Below are 17,395 nucleotides of genomic sequence, written 5' to 3'. Positions count from 1 at the left end.
AAATGGCCGCCGTCATGACCCTCGCTAGCTATGCCTGGGGTCTGGCAATCGGTATCGCGGCATTTGCATGTCTGGCCGCAGCGCTCCTAGTACTTCGTCTCTCGACCGATCTTACCGTCACGATGGTCGGCGCCTTCATGGCCGGGTTCGTTGCCTATGAAGGCGTGCTGTTTGCCGCAACGGCGGTGCTTCCATCAGGTAAGGGCGCGTTTTCGGCAGCGGTCGTGGCTGATTGATCAATTCTCTCGCGGCGATTGGGCTCATCTGCTGCATGCCGGCGCGGCAGCCGGCCGTGCGCTCGTCGCAAGACAGCCGGGACCGGTGTTGTCTTAGGCTTGAGGTGCCGGAAACCGCATTGCCTCGCGCAGCAACTTAATAGCCTCTGAGACCGATGGTCCTCTGACTGGTGGCGGCTCTGCGCGTTCACAGAACTCCCGCCAGACAAACAGCGTCAGTTCTGCGCCATCCGTTGCGGTTTCCTCCGGTCCCTCTGCGAAATTCTCCAGCAGACGATATCGCGCGTCCTTCCAGAACAACTCCTCCACCCAGTCATATATCGTGATCACATGGAAATGGATCGGATAACCGGGCGCATGTCCATACCGGCCGATATAGACGCGCTGCGCATTCAATTGCCGTTTCAGCGTACTCTGAGCCCTTGCGAGTAATGGGCCGAATTCGGCCAACGCATCTTCAGGCAAATCCGACAGATCGTTGGTATCGGTCTTGGAACTGATCATGAGGTAACCGGGAAGGGCGGAGTTCATGCGGTGGTTCACAAGCCATCCTGCCGTCTCGACAACGTGAAAGTGCTGAGGGATTTCCACGGACTGCCTCTTATCCTGAGCACCCTTCAGGGGCTTCGATGAATTCAGCTAGAGTCTGGTATTTTGGCGATGTGCGAAAGGACGCTGTAACACATTGGATTGCTGTATCATTTTATTCTTAAATCGACACCGATTTAAGGTATGGGTTGAGATGGCAGCCGGCAACGGTTATCTCAAGCCGACCTGCAAGCGGATCGTCCGCGAACGACAAGGCGCATAGCTTTCATGATCCCCGATTTCCTCGTCACCCATTCCGGTGGCTTTCATGCCGACGAATTGCTGTCGAGCGTCATCTTGACCCGCCTTTTCCCGCAGGCGCGTATAGTCCGCAGCCGGGCGCCGGAGTGGATCACGCCGGGCGAAGACCGGATCATTTATGATGTCGGCGGAACCTATGATCCTGCTGCCGGGATATTCGATCACCACCAGCGCGCCGCGCCGCTACGCGACGATGGCCAGCCCTACAGCTCGTTCGGCCTGATCTGGAAGCATTATGGCCGTGATTATCTGGCAGCCTCCAGCCTTCCCGAAGCACATGTGGAAGCGATGCATGGCTCTTTCGACGCCAGCTTCGTGCTGCCGATCGATCTGACCGACAATGGCGCGTTTAGCCCGTCGGGGCCGCTGGCCGCGCTGACGCTGCCGGCGCTGCTGGAGACCCTGAAACCGGTTTTCGACGAGACGGCCCCTGAGGCCGACGATCGCGCCTTCCACGCGGCCCTTGCCATTGCCCGCAGTTTCGTCGAGGCCAGGATCGCCCAGAGTGCCGCAAAATTGCGGGCCGAGGCGATCGTGCATCGGGCAATCGAGGCGGCGGGAGAGGGGCGTGTTCTGGAATTGCCGAGGGGGATGCCCTTCCGTCCCGCCATCGTCAAGGCGGGCGCCGATCACCTGCTGTTCGTCGTTCATCCGCGCGAAAAGGACTGGTGCGTGACCGGCATTCGCCGCGGCGACGAGGGCTTCGAACTCCGGGCCGACCTTCCGGCGACCTGGGCCGGGCTCACCAATGGCGCACTGGAGGCGGTTTGCGGCATAGAGGGCGCGAGCTTCTGCCACAACGGCCGCTTCATTGCCGCCGCCAGAACCCGCGAAGCCGCGCTTTCCATGGCCGAGTTGGCGGTAAAGGAGACGCTTTCGATCAGGGCATAGTCGCGGCAATTGAGGTGGCGCGGGGCCTGCATCATCTGCGCCGGATCCGCCGACATCAGATTGCGTCCATGTGGCCCACCGGAACGGATTGACTTGCACCCGCGAAGGACTAAGCTTTAAGGATAGAACCACTACCCGCACGCGAATGATTGTAAAGGGTGCGAGTGGCTGGCGACCTTTGGGAGGATGAGGTTTGCCGTGGATTACCGTGTTGTTCTGCTGATCGCCGCATCCGTTATTGCCCTTTTCCCTGGTAGCGCCGGGGCACAGGAGGGCGACGTGACGGCGGGTGCTGCCGTTTTCAAGAAATGCGCGACCTGTCATATCGCTGATTCCGATACGAACAAGGTTGGCCCGTCGCTGAACGGGCTGTTCGGCCGGAAGGCCGGAACGCATCCGAACTTCGCTTATTCGGCCGCAATGAAGGCGGCCGGAGACGGCGGTCTCGTCTGGGACGAGGCGACGCTACGCGAGTATCTGCACAATCCTAAAGCGAAGGTGAAGGGCACCAAGATGGCCTTCGTCGGCCTGAAGGACGATCAGGAGATCACCGATCTCATCGCCTATCTGAAGCAATACTCAAAATGACAGGCGATATTCCAACTGGGGGCTTTACTCCAAATGACGGGTCGCGGCCGGTGGCGCGTGCCTAAATTGCCGTAATTGCCGATATTTTCTATCTGTGCGATAATAAAGACGAACTTTTTACGGAATGCGGTTTCACGGGTCACTGCTCGAGGAGGAGCGGACATGGCTGTCGTGCTGATCCTCGTCCTGATTGTCGTCGGCTCCGTGCTGTTCCATGTGCTGAGCCCGTGGTGGTGGACGCCGATCGCGTCCAACTGGACCTATATCGACAGCACCCTCGTCATCACCTTCTGGATCACCGGCATCGTCTTCGTGGCGGTGGTTTCGTTCATGGCCTATTGCGTCTTCCGCTTCCGGCACAAGCCAGGCAACCGGGCGCATTATGAACCCGAGAACCGCAGGCTGGAACTGCTGCTGGGAGGGGGAACGGCGGTCGGCGTTGCGGCGATGCTGGCGCCCGGCCTGATCGTGTGGAACCAGTTCATCACGGTGCCTGCCGATGCCGCATCGGTCGAGGTCGTCAGCCAACAATGGCAGTGGAGCTTCCGGCTGCCCGGAGCCAACGGAAAGCTCGGCCGGGCCGAGACGCGCGACGTCACCCCCGAAAATCCGCTCGGTCTCGACAAGAATGATGCAAGCGGCCTTGACGACGTCATCATCGAGGGCGGCGAGCTGCATCTGCCGATCGGTAAGCCGGTGCACATCTTGCTGCGTTCGGTCGATGTGCTCCATGATTTCTACGTGCCGGAGTTCCGCGCCAAGATGGACATGATCCCCGGCATGATCACCTATTTCTGGTTCACGCCGACGCGGACAGGGACCTTCGAGATTCTCTGCGCCGAACTCTGCGGCGTCGGCCATCCTCAAATGCGCGGCACCGTCGTCGTCGACGAGGATGCGGACTACCAGACCTGGCTCGGGCAGCAGCAGACATTCACCCAGTTGACGGCGTCATCGGGAGAGCCGCCGCCGGCAAACTGAACCGGCCAGGACGGCCGCGTGCCGGTTAAAGGAACCGGCGGGAAGGGAAGAGAGATCATGGTCGAGATTCCATCCGGCAGCATCCCATCCGCTGAAGTCGAGGATGTCGAGCTCTATCATCCACATAGCTGGTGGACGAAATATGTGTTCAGCCAGGATGCGAAAATCATCGCCGTGCAATATTCGATTACCGCCATCTCGATCGGCTTGGTGGCGCTGGTGCTTTCCTGGCTGATGCGGATTCAGCTCGCCTTTCCCGGCGCTCTCTCCTTCATCGATGCCGATCACTATTACCAGTTCATCACCATGCACGGCATGATCATGGTGATCTATCTCCTGACCGCGCTCTTCCTCGGCGGCTTCGGCAATTACCTCATTCCGCTGATGGTCGGCGCCCGCGACATGGTGTTCCCCTACGCCAACATGCTGAGCTACTGGATCTATCTGCTTGCGGTGCTGATCCTCGTTGCCGGCTTCTTCGCCCCCGGCGGCCCGACAGGGGCCGGCTGGACGCTTTATCCGCCGCAATCGGTTCTGTCAGGCACGCCCGGCGGCAAGGACTGGGGCATCCTCTTGATGCTCTCCTCGCTGATCGTCTTCATCATCGGCTTCACCATGGGCGGGCTGAACTATGTGGTGACGGTGCTGCAGGGGCGGGCGCGCGGCATGACGCTGATGCGCATGCCGCTCACCGTCTGGGGCATCTTCACCGCCACCGTGATGGCGCTGCTTGCCTTTCCGGCACTCTTTGTCGCCTGCGTCATGATGCTGTTCGACCGCGTGCTCGGCACCAGCTTCTTCATGCCCGCCATCGTCGAGATGGGCACGCAGCTGCAGCATGGCGGCGGCAGCCCGATCCTCTTCCAGCACCTGTTCTGGTTCTTCGGCCATCCCGAGGTCTATATTGTAGCACTTCCTGCCTTCGGCATCGTTTCGGACCTGATCAGCACGCATGCGCGCAAGAACATCTTCGGCTACCGCATGATGGTCTGGGCGATCGTCATCATCGGTGCGCTGAGCTTCGTCGTCTGGGCGCACCACATGTATGTCAGCGGCATGAACCCGGCCTTCGGCTTCTTCTTCGCCACCACGACGCTGATCATCGCGGTACCGACGGCCATCAAGGTCTATAACTGGGTGCTGACGCTGTGGCGCGGCGACATCCACCTGACGCTGCCCATGCTCTTTGCGCTCGCCTTCATCGTCACCTTCGTCAATGGCGGCCTGACCGGCCTCTTCCTCGGCAACGTCGTCGTCGACGTGCCACTGTCGGATACGATGTTCGTCGTCGCGCATTTCCACATGGTCATGGGGGTGGCGCCGATCCTCGTCATCTTCGGGGCGATCTATCACTGGTATCCGAAGGTGACGGGACGCATGCTGGACGAGGTGCTCGGCCAGATCCACTTCTGGATCACCTTCCTCGGCACCTATGCAATCTTCTTCCCAATGCATTATCTCGGCCTGCTCGGGGTGCCGCGCCGCTACTTCGAGATGGGAGAGACGGCCTTCGTTCCGCCTTCGGCCCATACTTTGAATATCTTCATCACCGTCATGGCGCTCGTCGTCGGGGCCGGGCAGATGGTGTTCCTGTTCAATCTGGTCTGGAGCCTTTTCCGGGGCAGGGAGTCCGGCGGCAATCCATGGAGGGCAACGACGCTCGAATGGCAGACGCCGCAGACGCCGCCCGCGCACGGCAACTGGGGCAAGGACCTGCCCGTCGTCTACCGCTGGGCCTATGACTACAGCGTACCGGGGGCGGCTGAGGATTTCATTCCGCAGAATGTGCCGGCAAGCGATGGCGTCACCCGGGAGGTTCCGGCATGAACGTCATCCTGGTCTTCCTGGCAGCCATCGCCGCCATCATCATCTGGTGGCTTTCCGGGCAGCGGTTGACCTCGAAGCCCTGGCTCGAAACCGGCTCTGTACAGCTGCCGGAGCATGACGGCACTGAGCAGCGACAATTGCCGCCGGTGAAGATCGGCCTCTTCGTGTTTCTCAGTGTCGTCGGCGCCGTCTTCAGCCTCGCCGTCAGCGCCTATTTCATGCGCATGGCATCGGCCGACTGGTGGGGCATGCCAGTTCCGCGGCTGCTCTGGGTTAATACCGCAGCACTGGCCTTGAGCAGTGCGGCGCTGCAATGGGCGAGACGAGAAGCGGGGCATGGCCGCATGGAAAGCCTGCGGCCGGCGCTTGTTGCAGGACTGGCCCTTGCTGTCTTCTTTCTCGTCGGCCAGATCCAGGCATGGCGGGAGTTGACAGCGGCCGGCTACGTGCTGGCCGATAACCCCGCCAACAGCTTCTTCTATATGCTGACCGGCCTGCACGGCCTGCATATCCTCGGCGGGCTTGCCGTGCTCGCGCACACGACGGGCAGGGCATTTTCAACGGATGTCGCGCCGGACAGGCTGCGCCTCAGCGTCGATCTCTCCGCCATCTATTCGCATTTCATGCTCGCCGTCTGGCTGTTGCTGTTCGCGCTCTTTGCCGGCTGGGCGAATGATTTCATCGATCTCTGCCGCACCCTTCTGAATTAGGAGCTTCGCAGATGGTACAAACTATCGAGACACACGGCGAGCCAGGCCTCCGGCCGGCCGGTCTGCGCGGTGTCGCCGCCGATTTCAGCTCGGATCAGCGCGCCTTCAAGACCGCCTCCTGGGGCAAGGCGATGATGTGGATCTTTCTGCTCAGCGACACTTTCGTGTTCGGCTGTTTCCTGATCGCCTATATGACCGCCCGCATGTCGACGCCCGTCCCATGGCCCAATCCGAGCGAGGTCTTCGCGCTGCATATCGGCGGGCAGGACGTGCCGCTGATCCTGATTGCGATCATGACCTTCGTGCTGATCTCGAGCAGCGGCACCATGGCGATGGCGGTCAATTTCGGCTATCGCCGCGACCGCCGCACGACGGCGATCCTGATGCTGCTGACGGCGCTTCTCGGCGCATGCTTCGTCGGCATGCAGGCCTTCGAATGGACGAAGCTGATCACCGAAGGCGTGCGCCCCTGGGAAAACCCGTGGGGGGCGGCACAGTTCGGATCGACCTTTTTCATGATCACCGGCTTTCACGGCACCCATGTCACGATCGGCGTCATCTTCCTCATCATCGTCGCCCGCAAGGTCTGGCGGGGCGATTTCGACGTGGAACGGCGCGGCTTCTTCACCAGCCGGAAAGGCCGCTACGAGGCCGTCGAGATCATGGGCCTCTACTGGCACTTCGTCGACCTGGTCTGGGTCTTCATCTTCGCTTTTTTTTATCTGTGGTGAGGTCGTCATGAGCGAGACAACGGCGCATGCACAAGTCCAAACGGCGCATGTACAGGCACACACCGGACAGCAGCATCCGCTCCGGCTCTATTTCCTCGTCTGGGGCCTGCTCTTCGTGCTCAGCGCGGCGTCCTACATGGTCGATTATCTCGGCGTCCAGAGCTACTTGAGGTGGACGCTGATCCTGCTGTTCATGATGCTGAAGGCCGGGCTGATCGTCGCCGTCTTCATGCACATGGCCTGGGAACGGCTGGCGCTCGTCTACGCCATCCTGCTGCCGCCGCTGCTGGTGCTGGTTTTCGTGGCGCTGATGGTATCGGAAGCGGACTATACGATTTTCACGCGGGTGGCGTTCTTTGGGACGGGGCCGTAGGGTCTGTTGGACAAGATCGATAGATCAGGGGCAGATTTCGGTCATGACTCGGGAAATCCGGCTTTTTGGCGCTGTTGCGGTCCGACCTGCCGTTCTTGCTCTCATATCCCGGTTCGAAACCGCCACAGGATTCACGGTTGCGGTCAAGTGGGAGCTCAACCCTGTCGTCAAGAAGCAGATTGAAGCTGGGGAAGTCTTTGACCTCGTCATCACCAATCCGAACCTGGTTGAGGATCTGACCGCCTTGGGAAAAATCAAGGCGGGGAGCGAGGTCGCGTTCGGCCGGATCGCAATGGGGGTGGCGGCCAAGGCAGGCAGTCGACCGCTCGACATTGGGTCGGTGGAAGCATTCAAACATGCGTTGAAGAGCGCCAAATCAATCGCCTACGCCAGTGAAGGAAGCAGCGGCGGCTACTTCTCCGGTTTGCTGGAACGCCTGGGAATTGCCGATGAGGTCAAGCCCAAGCTGGTGGCCATATCAGGAGGGCAGACAGCGACGGCCGTCGGCCGTGGCGAGGCCGAGCTGGGCGTTGTTCCGGTGACGTCGATTCTCGCCGCTGCTCGCGAGGTCCTGCTTGTCGGTCGATTTCCGGCAGAACTCCAAAGTTACATCGACTTCGCCATCGGCATCAGCGCCGATTCAACCGACGCAGACGCCGCCAGGCAGCTGTCGGAATTCCTGACGTCGACCGCCATCGACGACATCCTGGCGGCAAAGGGCGTCGAGCGCCGCTGAAAGCCTGCTTGATAAGCAGTGATCGGCTCACGGTTATCGTCTGATTTTCAACGCCTCGGGTCGTTCCCCTTCTTTTCCCAGGATCGCAGCGCACGCCAGAGCACTGTGTTGTCTGCATAACCCAGGACACGCGCAACTTCGGACATCGGTGCGGCATGTCGGTCGCCGAGATAGTGGGCGGCGAGTGTCTGACGGTGCTGGCGAACGAGATCGCGAAGCGATACGCCTTCCTCCGACAGCCGGCGCTGCAGGCTTCGCGGCGACATCTTCAGTTCGGCGGCAAGGGTTGCGACCGTGATCGGCTTGCGGCCGAGATAGATGCTGATCAGAGCCCGGACCTTTTCCGTGACGATATCGCCGGCCGCTGGCTCGTTGACCAGATCGCCGATATGTCGCTCGAGGATCTCGACCAGGCTTTTGTCTTCCGCACGGTGCACACGATCAGCCTCCGCCCTGTTCATGACGATCCGGTTGCCGGATTGGCCGAACAGGATGGGCGCGCCACAGATGCGTTCCAGCACGCTGGCGTCGCGCGGGGCGTGATGCTCGAGCTGGATTTCGGTCGGCCGCCAGCCACGACGGAAACACGAGCGGACGAGCTGACAGGAGGCGGCGATCGTGAATTCGCTGTCCTGCCGGCGCGGCCACATCGCTGGATCGACGATCCGGTAGCTCCAGACAAAATCGCCATTTGCCTCGAACACGCCGGAACTGGTCGCGCCCTGGACCGCGTTCACATATTTCGACAGCCGTTCGAAAGCACTGCGAATGGTCGGCGAGAGCGCAAAGAGCATGCCGATGGGGCCGATGTCGGCGGGCTTGAAGCCGGTGCCCATGCGAGCTCCCAGTGCCGGTTCGCAGGTTATCGTCGCGGCCTCCTCGAACAGCGCGACATAACGCGCCATAGGCAGGACAGCGTAGGGATCTTGCAATTGCGAGCGCAGAATGCCGTGCGAAGCGAGAAGAAGGTCGGTTTTCCCCGATCTTTTATCGATTTGTTGCACCAGCGGGATCAAGACGGAGGCTCGAATTGAAGCAACTGCGGGCATGCGGCTGATCAAATGCGATGCAACTGGCATTTTCAGCGTCTCCGGTGACCGTCGTGGCGCGAATTATCGATTCATTGGCATAAACTGCAATTTCGGGGCCAGATCGCCGCGCTTACCTTCTTGGCAACAAACGAGCAAAGAGGGGTTCTCCATGACACTGGAAGCAAGCATGCCCGCACCATTATCGCCGGAGCGTCGTCTGGCCAGGAACTCGGTCGGCCTCGCCCACATCGTGTTCTTCGTCGTTGCCGCGGCCGCGCCGCTCACGGCCGTCGTCGGCGCTTCGCCGGCCGCCTTTGCTTTTGGCAATGGTGCAGGCGTCCCCGGCGCTTTCGTGCTTGCCGGCCTGCTCTACCTGCTCTTCTCGGTCGGCTTCACCGCCATGAGCCGGCATGTGGGCGGGGCAGGCGCTTTCTACACCTATATCACCCATGGCATCGGCAAGCCGGCCGGCGTGGGTGGCGCCTTCATGGCGCTGGTCACCTACAGCGCGGTTCAGATCGCCATCTATGGCCTGTTCGGTTTCTTCATGGCCAATGCCATAGCGCCGCTTGGGCTGGTCCTGCCCTGGTGGGCCTGGGCCTTCGCAGCACTCGTCGTCGTGCTGATATGCGGTCAGCGCAACATCGCCTTCTCAGGCGCGATCCTCGGCGTCTGCTTGATCGCTGAAATCGCCATATTGCTGGTTCTGGATCTTGCCATCGTCTTTTCAGGCGGCGGACCGGAAGGCATCAGCTTCTCCTCCTTCATGCCATCGTCGGTCTTCGCGCCCGGCCTTGGTGCGGCGCTGGTCTTCGTCATCGGTTCGTTCATCGGCTTCGAAGCGACGGCCATTTTCGGCGAGGAAGCCGAAAATCCGGAAAAGACCATTCCCCGTGCTACCTATGTCGCGGTGCTGCTCATCACACTCTTCTATGCCTTCTCCACCTGGGCAATCGTGCAATTCTACGGTCCAAGCAAGGTGCAGGCCACTGCTGCTGCCAGTCTTGACAGCTTCTACTTCGCCGCCGCCAATTCCGTGCTCGGCGCATGGTCGAGCCAGGTGATGAACGTGTTGCTGATCACCAGCCTGTTTGCCTGCATCCTGTCCTTCCACAATACGCTCAACCGCTATTTCTTCGCCCTGGGCCGTGAAGGCCTGGCCGCACAGGTGCTCGGCAAGGTTCACGCCAAGCATGGCTCACCCTATGCTGCAGGTCTGCTGCAAAGTCTGATGGCGGCCGTCATTCTTGGCCTGTTCGTGATTTTTGGTGCCGATCCTTACACCGTCGTGTTCTCGTGGATGGCAGCGCTTGCAGGTATCGGTATCCTGCTGGTGCAGGTGCTGGTCTCCGTCGCGATTGTCATGTTCTTCCGCAAAACGCCGAACAGATATAGCGCCGCGACCACGATGATCGCTCCGGCGCTGGCGCTGCTTGGCCTCGTTGGTTCGCTGGTGCTGGTCAGTTCCAATCTTTCACTCCTTTCCGGCAGCGAAAGCCCGATCGTCAAGGCTTTCCCCTATGCCATGGTGCTGGTGGGCATTCTTGGCGCGCTGTTTGCGGTCCAGGTCAAGAGATCCAAGCCCGCTCTCTACGCCTCCCTTGGAAAGGTCTTCGAATGAGTGCCGTTGTCGAACTTGCACCCGTCGATCGCCTTCTCGTTCTCGCGGTCGCGATCCTTGCCGGCGCGACGTTGCTGGTTGCCGTTGAGGCGCACGCCTTCTGCTCAGGGTTCTGCATTCATCGAGGCACGATGATGATCGAGACGCAGATCTGCTCCGGTCGATCCTGATCACCGCAGCTTGCGACGCGCCATGGTGCGTCGTCTCTTCCGAAACCAAGAGGCCCAAAACCAAAGAGGTATATCCATGGACGCCGTTGTCACAGTCACCCATCCGCTCGATCCTCTGAGCCTCGCCGAGATCGCTTCTGCCGTTGCCATACTCAAGGATACGCAGACACTCGCACCCACCGTCCGCTTTCCGATAACCCGGCTGGAGGAGCCGACCAAGGTGGATCTTGCCGCCCATCGCTTGGGCGACAGGCTGCCGCGCCTCGCCTTCATCCTGGCGATGGATATCAGCAATGGCGAAACCTTCGAGGGCATCGTAGACCTGACTACCGGCACGGTGTCCTCCTATATCCGGCTGCCTCTTGATGAATTGCCTTATGGCCAGCCGCCCGTCATGCTGTGCGAGTTCGAAACTGTTGAAGGCACCGTCAAATCCGATCCGCGCTGGATCGCTGCCGTCAAGAAGCGCGGCATTACCGACGAGGATATTCCGCTCATCCAGATCGATCCCTTTTCCTCGGGCTATTTTGGCCGCGAATTCGAGAAGGGAAAGCGCATCGTCCGCGCCGTATCCTATTGGCGCGAGGATATCCGTGACAACGGCTACGCGCATCCGATCGAGGGCGTGGTGGCGGTGGTTGATCTGATCACCAACCGGGTGGTCGACCTCGTCGACGATGAGAAGGTCATTCCGGTTCCGAGGAAGAAGCGCAATTATGGCCGCGAAACCTTCCCTGAACCGCGGCCCGATCTCACGCCGTTGCATATCGTTCAGCCGCAAGGACCGAGCTTTACTGTCGACGGCTGGAAAGTCGAATGGCAGAACTGGAGTTTCCGTGTCGGTTTCACCCCGCGCGAGGGCCTCGTTCTGCATGAACTCGGCATCAGGGATCAGGGCAGGCTGCGGCCCGTCGTCTTTCGCGCCAGTGTCACCGAAATGGTCGTGCCCTATGCCGATCCGACAGCGAACCACTATTGGAAGAGCGCCTTCGATGCCGGCGAATATGGTCTCGGACGCCTGGCCAATTGCCTCGAACTCGGCTGTGACTGCCTGGGCCATATTCACTATTTCGACGTGCCGGCGGCGGACGATTTCGGCCAGCCTTTCATCATGAAGAATGCCATCTGCATGCATGAGGAGGATTACGGCATCCTCTGGAAGCATTACGAATTCCGCAACGGTGTTTTCGAAGTGCGCCGTTCGCGCCGCCTCGTCATCTCCTTCTTCGCAACCGTCGGCAATTATGATTACGGCTTTTACTGGTATCTCTACCAGGACGGCACGATCCAGCTCGAAGCCAAGCTCACCGGCATCATCCAGACGGCGGCGGTCGCCAGCGGCGAAATCTATCCATGGGGCGGTATGGTCGATGACAATCTCGGCGGTCCGACCCACCAGCATTTCTTCAATGCGCGCCTGCACATGGATGTCGACGGCGGCGACAATACGGTGACCGAACATGAGTTCGTGCCGCGTCCCTGGGGTGAAGATAATACCTATGGCAATGTCTTCGATACCAGGAGCCGCGTGCTGAAGCGCGAACTTGATTCGCCGGCACTCGCCAATGGCGAGACCGGCCGTTACTGGAAAGTCTCCAACCCCAACATAAAGAACAGCGTCGGCAAGGCGCCGGGCTACAAGATTGTCGTCATGCCGTCGCCGGTTATGCTTGCCCAGCCGGATTCGACCGTTGCCCAGCGCGGCGGCTTCGCCAAGAAACACATCTGGGTCACGGCCTTCGATGCCAGGGAAAAATATGCGAGCGGCGATTATCCGAACGTGCATGCCGGCGGCGACGGCCTGCCGGGTTATGTCAAGCAGAACCGCGAAATCGAGAATGCCGATGTCGTGCTCTGGCATTCCTTCGGCCATACCCATGTCTGCAAGCCCGAGGATTTTCCGATCATGCCCGTGGAATATGCCGGCTTCACGCTGAAACCGAACGGCTTCTTCGCTTCCAACATCGCCATGGACCTGCCGCCGGAAGAAAACAGCCAGAGCGTCGACAATCGCCTGCAGGTGTCGCCTGATAACACCGGAAACGGTTCCTGCTGCCACATTTAGCTGCAATGCTCCACGGCCTGGCCCGCGGCTGACGTCTTCCCGTGAGGCGAGGGCGCTGTAGAGCTGCAGAATGTGTGCCCGACTGTCCCACCCCGGAGGCTCCGTATGGCTGGGGTCTTGTTGTTTCATCACGACAGGGGCCGATGTTTCACACGGCAAGTCGGGAGAGCATCAGCTCTGCCGGGCCGCCGCGATGAAATCGGCCGACTGGCAGATCAGCGCATCTCCCATGAAGGCCATGTTGGCGAATGAGCGCTCGGCGGCCTCGGCATGCCCGGCGCCGCAGGCGTCGCTGATGACGAGCGGCACGAGCCCGAGGTCGGCACCGTGGCGAACCGTCGGCTCGATGCCGATTTCGGTGGCAACGCCGCAAATGGCGAAGCTGGTCAGACCCAGATCACGCAGAATGATCGACAAAGGCGTGCTTTCGAAAGCCGAAAAGGTGATCTTGTCGATCACCGCCTCGTCGTAGCGCGGCTGAAGTTCGGGCACGATCTCGAAACCTTCGCTTCCTCTGAGAAACCAGGGCTTGATGGCGGCCGGATCGTCGATCCTTTGCCAGGCCATGGCCTGACGGCGCTGGAAGGCGCCCATTAGAGCGAGCGGCATCGACATGTGCCGCATGAAGATGACGGGAAAGTTCGATGCCCGCGCGGCGGTTAGAACCGACAGGACGAGGGTGGTAATGCCGGCGCCGTCAGGCATTTGCCGCATGATGCCGATCTGCATGTCATAGACGACGAGAGCCATTTGATCCGGCCGGCAGAAATCGCCGATCGTCTTGCCGGGGTGTTTGATGGAATGCATGCTCGGCCTCCTCTTTTCCTGCTTATGTAGAGGAGATGAAATGAGTCCGGCAAGCAGAAGGTGACAGTTTCCGGGGCGAGGTGGATGTTGTCGGCGACGAACTGCCTGCCGGGCATAGTCTATGCCGGCTTCTCGTTCGCTCTGAGCGGCTGCGAATACGCGACCGTCCAGGCTGAAGGGGAAGCCGATGTCACATCTTGACTCGCTCCGGCGCTGTGTCAGGCTTCAGATATATGAGCATGCTTCGAGTTCGCATGCTCTCGATACCCCTCTACGTCACCTCGGGGATTTCAGCCATGGATAACGCTCAGGGCAAGAAAGTGATCTTGGAATTCTTGCGCCGGCACACCCTGGCGGTGATCGCGACATCGCATGCGGACGGCAAGCCTGAAGCTGCGGTCATTGACTTTTCGGTGCGTGACAACCTCGAAATTGTGTTCGATACCTTCGAACAGACGCGCAAGTTCGAAAACCTGTCGGATAGAGGAAGCGTCGCACTTGTCGTTGGCTGGGACAAGAACATCACGGTGCAATATGAGGGCGATGCCGTGAAGGTTTCCGCCTCCGACGTGCAGGAATACCAGAAAGCCCATCTTGAAAGCGTTCCGGTCGAGAGAGAGTTTGTCGAGAAGGGTGCTGTGTTGTTTAAGGTCGTTCCTCGCTGGATACGATATTCCGATTTCACCAAAGACCCTGTCGAACGTTTAGAGCTCCGCTTTTAGGTGCCGCGCGGGCGTGCACTGACGCTCTACCCCAACCTTCCTCAGAAAGGCATATCTTCTGTTGCCGATCGATCGCCCGGCGGCTATGTTGCCGATGTCGGAAAAGGCATGACTTGGTGTGGTTGGCCCAAGTCCTTTCGGAAACGAAAGCTCTGTTCCTTGCCTCGTGCATGAGTTCTCCACGACGAACACGGACGCTACTCAAGCGTCCCACTGTTCGTCCGTGTGGTTCTCGAAACGACGAACTGCTCCGGTCGAACGACCATAAAGGAGCAGTTCATGCCCGATTTTCTTATGATTCACGATGTTGTGATTGCTGGCGCAGGCCCGGTCGGTCTGTTTCTGGCTTGCGAGCTGCGGTTGGCCGGCCTCTCGGTGTTGGTGCTGGAGCAGGCCGAGGACCCGCATTCGCCGTTGAAGCGGCTGCCGTTCGGCATGCGCGGCCTTTCCGCGCCGACCATCGAAGCCTTCTACCGTCGCGGGTTGCTGGATGACGTCACAGCGCCGCAACGCGAAAAAGATCAATCGACTTCAGCGCATTGGATGCAACAGTCACGCCGCCCGGGCGGCCATTTCGCCGGCATTCAGTTCTTCCACGACACCATCGACACCTCGAAATGGCCCTATCGTCTGCCAGGTCCGGCCTGCACCAGCATGGTGGTCGAGATGGAGTACCTTGAATCCATCCTGGCCGCGCGCGCAAGCGCGATGGGTGTGGAGATCCGGCGCGGGCTCCGCGTCGACGGTTTCGACCAGTCGGATGAAGGGGTGACCGTTCGCGCCGGTGGCGAGAGCTTTCGCGGACGGTGGCTCGTCGGTTGTGACGGCGGGCGCAGCATGGTGCGCAGGGCAGGCGGCTTTGAATTCGCAGGCACCGATCCCGAATTCACCGGCTATTCCGTTCAACTCGAGATGGCCGATCCGGAGAAGCTCGCCCCGGGCCGCCACTACACGCCGACGGGGATGTATACCTACCAAAAGGCCGGCACGATCGCGATGGTCGATTTCGACGGCGGCGCGTTCCACCGGACGCAACCGATAACGCTCGGGCATATGCAGTCGGTGCTGCGGCATGTTTCAGGCACCGATGTCACCGTGACGGGACTTGAGCTCGCCACCACCTGGACCGATCGCGCCTATCAGGCGACGGCTTACCGCAAGGGCAGGGTGCTGCTTGCGGGTGACGCCGCGCACATCCATTCCCCCTTGGGCGGCCAGGGCCTGAACCTCGGGCTTGGCGACGCGATGAATCTTGGATGGAAGCTTGCGGCGACGATCCGCGGCGATGCGCCGGACGGTCTGCTCGATAGCTATATCTGCGAACGGCATCCGGTGGGAGCTGAGATTCTCGACTGGTCGCGCGCCCAGGTCGCACTGATGCGGCCGAGCCGGAGTTCGCGCGCGCTCGAAGCCATCATCCGCGACCTGATCGACACGCGCGACGGCGCGACATATTTTGCCGAGCGCGTCTGGGGTGTTTCTCTCCGCTACGATCTTGGCAGCAGCCACCCGCTGGTCGGCCGCAGCGCTCCTGATTTCGAGCTGGCCGACGGGACGAAGCTCGGCGATCGCCTCAGGCAGGGTAAAGGCCTGCTTTTGGACTTTGACGCCGGTGCACCGCTGCAAGCGCTGGCAAGCCGCTGGAATGGGATCACCTATGTCGCCGTCGACGCCGGGGATCGGCTAGGGCTGAGCGCGCTGCTCGTGCGCCCCGACGGCTTCGTGGCGTGGGCTGGTGAGGCTGTGCTTGACAATGAGGAAGCCGCGCAGGCTGCATCGCGGTGGTTCGGCAAAGCCTGAAACTATGAATGGAGCAATCGATGTACAGGGCTCGGAAAGCTTCTTCAGCCTTATCAGTCCGGTAGAGCGTCACGGAGGTTTCCCGCTATCGGTTTTCGGCGGGGTTGCAGACGTTGCTTCGCAACGTATCCGCACTCTTCCCGACAAGGCGGCGACGCTGTAGAGTGGCGATGCGCCCGACCGTCCCGCCCGGAGGCTCCTTATGGCTGAGATCCTGTTGTTCCATCACGCACAGGGGCTGACTCCGGGCGTGCGCTCGTTTGCCGACGATATCAGGGCAGCCGGTCACATCGTGCACACGCCCGATCTGTTTGACGGGCGCACCTTCCCAAGCATCGAAGCGGGGATCGCTTATATCGGCGAGATCGGATTCGACGCCATGCGGGAGCGCGGCGTGCGCCTCGCCGACGAATTGCCTGCCGGGCTCGTCTATGCCGGGTTCTCCTTCGGTGTGCTGCCGGCGCAGAACCTGGCGCAGACACGGCCCGGCGCGCGCGGGGCTCTGCTCTTCTATTCCTGCCTGCCGATCAGCGGCGAGTGGGCCTTCGGACCCTGGCCGGGCGGTGTCGCGGTGCAGATTCACGGCATGGACAACGACCCGATTTTCGTCGGCGAGGGCGACATCGACGCCGCCCGCGAGATCGTGGAGAAGGTCGAGGACGCGGAGCTTTTCCTGTACCCAGGCGATCAGCACTACTTCGCCGACAGCTCGCTGCCGTCCTATGACGCGGATGCGACCGCGCTGCTCACCCTCCGCGTGCTCGAATTCCTGAATCGCGTCTGATCCAGACATTCCGCGGGAGATCCGGTTTGGCGCTGGTATAACCGTCCTGAGATAGATGCCGTTCACCCTGCAGCGCGGCTTCGGCGCGGAGCTGACTATTCCGACGCCACGCAGAAATTGTTGCCTTCGGGATCATTCAAGACCGTGTAGCCATCCGCTTCCCGGACGAAGCTCGCTCCGAGGGATAAAAGTCGTTCTACCTCCCTGGCCCGATCGGGGGTGGCAATATCGAGATGCAGTCGGTTGCGGGCGGGACGTTCCCCCTGGCGAAGTTGGAAGCAAAGGCGGGTTCCGGGACCTTCGACCATCACTGTCGGATCAGTCTCGGGTGTCAATCCGAGAACGGCAAGGCGGGCCAGTTCTTCGTCGTCATATGACATCACGTCGTAGCCATCGAGCGCCTCCGCCCAGAACCGGGCGACGCGCGAGGGAATGTCGCAATCAATGACGATTTCTTTCAGCCTTGCCATGGA

The 17,395-nt window shown here is 60.7% G+C and carries 18 protein-coding genes and 1 pseudogene; 15 read left to right on the top strand and 4 right to left on the bottom strand.

All coding sequences use genetic code 11. The features are described 5' to 3' along the window. Positions 1-17 precede the first annotated feature (17 nt). Positions 18-333: pseudogene (locus HFO99_RS04765) on the top strand (hypothetical protein); the annotation flags it as partial. On the opposite strand, the gene HFO99_RS04760 reads toward HFO99_RS04765, so the two are convergent. After that, a complete protein-coding gene (locus HFO99_RS04760) occupies positions 330-827 on the bottom strand; it encodes an HIT family protein (protein ID WP_222359638.1) in 498 nt (165 codons plus the stop codon). The pseudogene HFO99_RS04765 and the gene HFO99_RS04760 sit on opposite strands and share 4 nt — an antisense overlap. 225 nt (positions 828-1,052) lie before the next feature. Between HFO99_RS04760 and HFO99_RS04755 the strand changes: the two genes are divergently transcribed. The 8 genes from HFO99_RS04755 to HFO99_RS04720 all read left to right on the top strand — a co-directional run bounded on the left by HFO99_RS04755 (position 1,053) and on the right by HFO99_RS04720 (position 7,922). Further along, positions 1,053-1,976, top strand: coding sequence for an MYG1 family protein (locus HFO99_RS04755; RefSeq protein WP_222359636.1), 924 nt, complete (start codon positions 1,053-1,055; stop codon positions 1,974-1,976). A 198-nt stretch (positions 1,977-2,174) separates the two neighbouring features. Beyond that, on the top strand, positions 2,175-2,564 hold the full coding sequence (locus tag HFO99_RS04750) for a cytochrome c family protein (protein ID WP_315860468.1): 390 nt from the start codon (positions 2,175-2,177) through the stop codon (positions 2,562-2,564). 162 nt (positions 2,565-2,726) lie between these two features. Beyond that, positions 2,727-3,545 (top strand): cytochrome c oxidase subunit II, encoded by an 819-nt coding sequence (locus tag HFO99_RS04745; protein ID WP_222359632.1) that lies wholly within the window; start codon positions 2,727-2,729, stop codon positions 3,543-3,545. 57 nt (positions 3,546-3,602) lie between these two features. Next, positions 3,603-5,372 carry a cytochrome c oxidase subunit I gene (gene ctaD / locus HFO99_RS04740; protein WP_222359629.1) on the top strand — a complete coding sequence of 590 codons (1,770 nt, stop codon included), beginning with the start codon at positions 3,603-3,605 and terminating at the stop codon, positions 5,370-5,372. Further along, entirely contained in the window at positions 5,369-6,082 is a 714-nt protein-coding gene (locus tag HFO99_RS04735; RefSeq protein WP_222359627.1) for a cytochrome c oxidase subunit 3, read from the top strand. Before ctaD ends, HFO99_RS04735 begins: the two co-directional genes overlap by 4 nt. 11 nt (positions 6,083-6,093) lie before the next feature. Next, complete coding sequence (locus HFO99_RS04730) at positions 6,094-6,813, top strand: heme-copper oxidase subunit III family protein (RefSeq protein ID WP_222359625.1); 720 nt, start codon at positions 6,094-6,096, stop codon at positions 6,811-6,813. 7 nt (positions 6,814-6,820) lie between these two features. Then, a complete protein-coding gene (locus HFO99_RS04725) occupies positions 6,821-7,186 on the top strand; it encodes a cytochrome C oxidase subunit IV family protein (protein ID WP_064247401.1) in 366 nt (121 codons plus the stop codon). A gap of 43 nt (positions 7,187-7,229) precedes the next feature. After that, complete coding sequence (locus tag HFO99_RS04720) at positions 7,230-7,922, top strand: molybdate ABC transporter substrate-binding protein (RefSeq protein ID WP_222359623.1); 693 nt, start codon at positions 7,230-7,232, stop codon at positions 7,920-7,922. A 47-nt stretch (positions 7,923-7,969) separates the two neighbouring features. Here HFO99_RS04720 and HFO99_RS04715 read toward each other — a convergent pair whose 3' ends face one another. Continuing rightward, entirely contained in the window at positions 7,970-9,001 is a 1,032-nt protein-coding gene (locus tag HFO99_RS04715) for an AraC family transcriptional regulator (protein WP_222359621.1), read from the bottom strand. 121 nt (positions 9,002-9,122) lie between these two features. Between HFO99_RS04715 and HFO99_RS04710 the strand changes: the two genes are divergently transcribed. The 3 genes from HFO99_RS04710 (at position 9,123) to HFO99_RS04700 (ending at position 12,809) form a co-directional block, all read left to right on the top strand. Next, on the top strand, positions 9,123-10,574 hold the full coding sequence (locus HFO99_RS04710; RefSeq protein ID WP_222359619.1) for an APC family permease: 1,452 nt from the start codon (positions 9,123-9,125) through the stop codon (positions 10,572-10,574). Then, the gene (locus HFO99_RS04705; protein WP_222309878.1) at positions 10,571-10,744 is read left to right on the top strand and encodes a hypothetical protein; all 174 of its coding nucleotides are present in this window, start codon (positions 10,571-10,573) and stop codon (positions 10,742-10,744) included. Before HFO99_RS04710 ends, HFO99_RS04705 begins: the two co-directional genes overlap by 4 nt. A gap of 76 nt (positions 10,745-10,820) precedes the next feature. Next, on the top strand, positions 10,821-12,809 hold the full coding sequence (locus tag HFO99_RS04700; RefSeq protein ID WP_222359617.1) for a primary-amine oxidase: 1,989 nt from the start codon (positions 10,821-10,823) through the stop codon (positions 12,807-12,809). Positions 12,810-12,980: 171 nt separating this feature from the next. Here HFO99_RS04700 and HFO99_RS04695 read toward each other — a convergent pair whose 3' ends face one another. After that, positions 12,981-13,616: a cysteine hydrolase family protein gene (locus tag HFO99_RS04695; protein ID WP_222359615.1), complete on the bottom strand. Its 636-nt coding sequence runs from the start codon at positions 13,614-13,616 to the stop codon at positions 12,981-12,983. A 296-nt stretch (positions 13,617-13,912) separates the two neighbouring features. Here HFO99_RS04695 and HFO99_RS04690 point away from each other — a divergent pair, with 296 nt between their 5' ends. The 3 genes from HFO99_RS04690 (at position 13,913) to HFO99_RS04680 (ending at position 16,922) form a co-directional block, all read left to right on the top strand. Next, entirely contained in the window at positions 13,913-14,338 is a 426-nt protein-coding gene (locus tag HFO99_RS04690) for a pyridoxamine 5'-phosphate oxidase family protein (protein WP_222359613.1), read from the top strand. 279 nt (positions 14,339-14,617) lie between these two features. Continuing rightward, positions 14,618-16,138: an FAD-dependent monooxygenase gene (locus HFO99_RS04685; RefSeq protein ID WP_222359611.1), complete on the top strand. Its 1,521-nt coding sequence runs from the start codon at positions 14,618-14,620 to the stop codon at positions 16,136-16,138. Positions 16,139-16,340: 202 nt separating this feature from the next. Then, a complete protein-coding gene (locus tag HFO99_RS04680; protein WP_222359609.1) occupies positions 16,341-16,922 on the top strand; it encodes a dienelactone hydrolase family protein in 582 nt (193 codons plus the stop codon). 95 nt (positions 16,923-17,017) lie between these two features. On the opposite strand, the gene HFO99_RS04675 is transcribed toward HFO99_RS04680, so the two are convergent. Beyond that, the gene (locus tag HFO99_RS04675) at positions 17,018-17,392 is read right to left on the bottom strand and encodes a VOC family protein (protein ID WP_222359607.1); all 375 of its coding nucleotides are present in this window, start codon (positions 17,390-17,392) and stop codon (positions 17,018-17,020) included. Between the last annotated feature and the right edge of the window lie 3 nt (positions 17,393-17,395).

This window comes from Rhizobium leguminosarum, from assembly GCF_019798305.1.
Lineage (GTDB): Bacteria > Pseudomonadota > Alphaproteobacteria > Rhizobiales > Rhizobiaceae > Rhizobium > Rhizobium leguminosarum_U.
The sequence above is the reverse complement of the archived record's forward strand: the minus strand, read 5'-3'. Positions and strand labels throughout refer to the sequence as shown.

Excerpts from the sequence above, each read along its gene's own strand:
- HFO99_RS04730 (WP_222359625.1), top strand. The coding sequence starts at position 6,094 with ATGGTACAAACTATCGAGACACACGGCGAGCCAGGCCTCCGGCCGGCC.
- HFO99_RS04755 (WP_222359636.1), top strand. The coding sequence starts at position 1,053 with ATGATCCCCGATTTCCTCGTCACCCATTCCGGTGGCTTTCATGCCGAC.
- HFO99_RS04680 (WP_222359609.1), top strand. The coding sequence starts at position 16,341 with ATGGCTGAGATCCTGTTGTTCCATCACGCACAGGGGCTGACTCCGGGC.
- HFO99_RS04710 (WP_222359619.1), top strand. The coding sequence starts at position 9,123 with ATGACACTGGAAGCAAGCATGCCCGCACCATTATCGCCGGAGCGTCGT.
- HFO99_RS04725 (WP_064247401.1), top strand. The coding sequence starts at position 6,821 with ATGAGCGAGACAACGGCGCATGCACAAGTCCAAACGGCGCATGTACAG.
- HFO99_RS04705 (WP_222309878.1), top strand. The coding sequence starts at position 10,571 with ATGAGTGCCGTTGTCGAACTTGCACCCGTCGATCGCCTTCTCGTTCTC.
- HFO99_RS04685 (WP_222359611.1), top strand. The coding sequence starts at position 14,618 with ATGCCCGATTTTCTTATGATTCACGATGTTGTGATTGCTGGCGCAGGC.
- HFO99_RS04700 (WP_222359617.1), top strand. The coding sequence starts at position 10,821 with ATGGACGCCGTTGTCACAGTCACCCATCCGCTCGATCCTCTGAGCCTC.
- HFO99_RS04695 (WP_222359615.1), bottom strand. The coding sequence starts at position 13,616 with ATGCATTCCATCAAACACCCCGGCAAGACGATCGGCGATTTCTGCCGG.
- HFO99_RS04720 (WP_222359623.1), top strand. The coding sequence starts at position 7,230 with ATGACTCGGGAAATCCGGCTTTTTGGCGCTGTTGCGGTCCGACCTGCC.
- HFO99_RS04675 (WP_222359607.1), bottom strand. The coding sequence starts at position 17,392 with ATGGCAAGGCTGAAAGAAATCGTCATTGATTGCGACATTCCCTCGCGC.
- HFO99_RS04690 (WP_222359613.1), top strand. The coding sequence starts at position 13,913 with ATGGATAACGCTCAGGGCAAGAAAGTGATCTTGGAATTCTTGCGCCGG.
- ctaD (WP_222359629.1), top strand. The coding sequence starts at position 3,603 with ATGGTCGAGATTCCATCCGGCAGCATCCCATCCGCTGAAGTCGAGGAT.
- HFO99_RS04715 (WP_222359621.1), bottom strand. The coding sequence starts at position 9,001 with ATGCCAGTTGCATCGCATTTGATCAGCCGCATGCCCGCAGTTGCTTCA.
- HFO99_RS04735 (WP_222359627.1), top strand. The coding sequence starts at position 5,369 with ATGAACGTCATCCTGGTCTTCCTGGCAGCCATCGCCGCCATCATCATC.
- HFO99_RS04745 (WP_222359632.1), top strand. The coding sequence starts at position 2,727 with ATGGCTGTCGTGCTGATCCTCGTCCTGATTGTCGTCGGCTCCGTGCTG.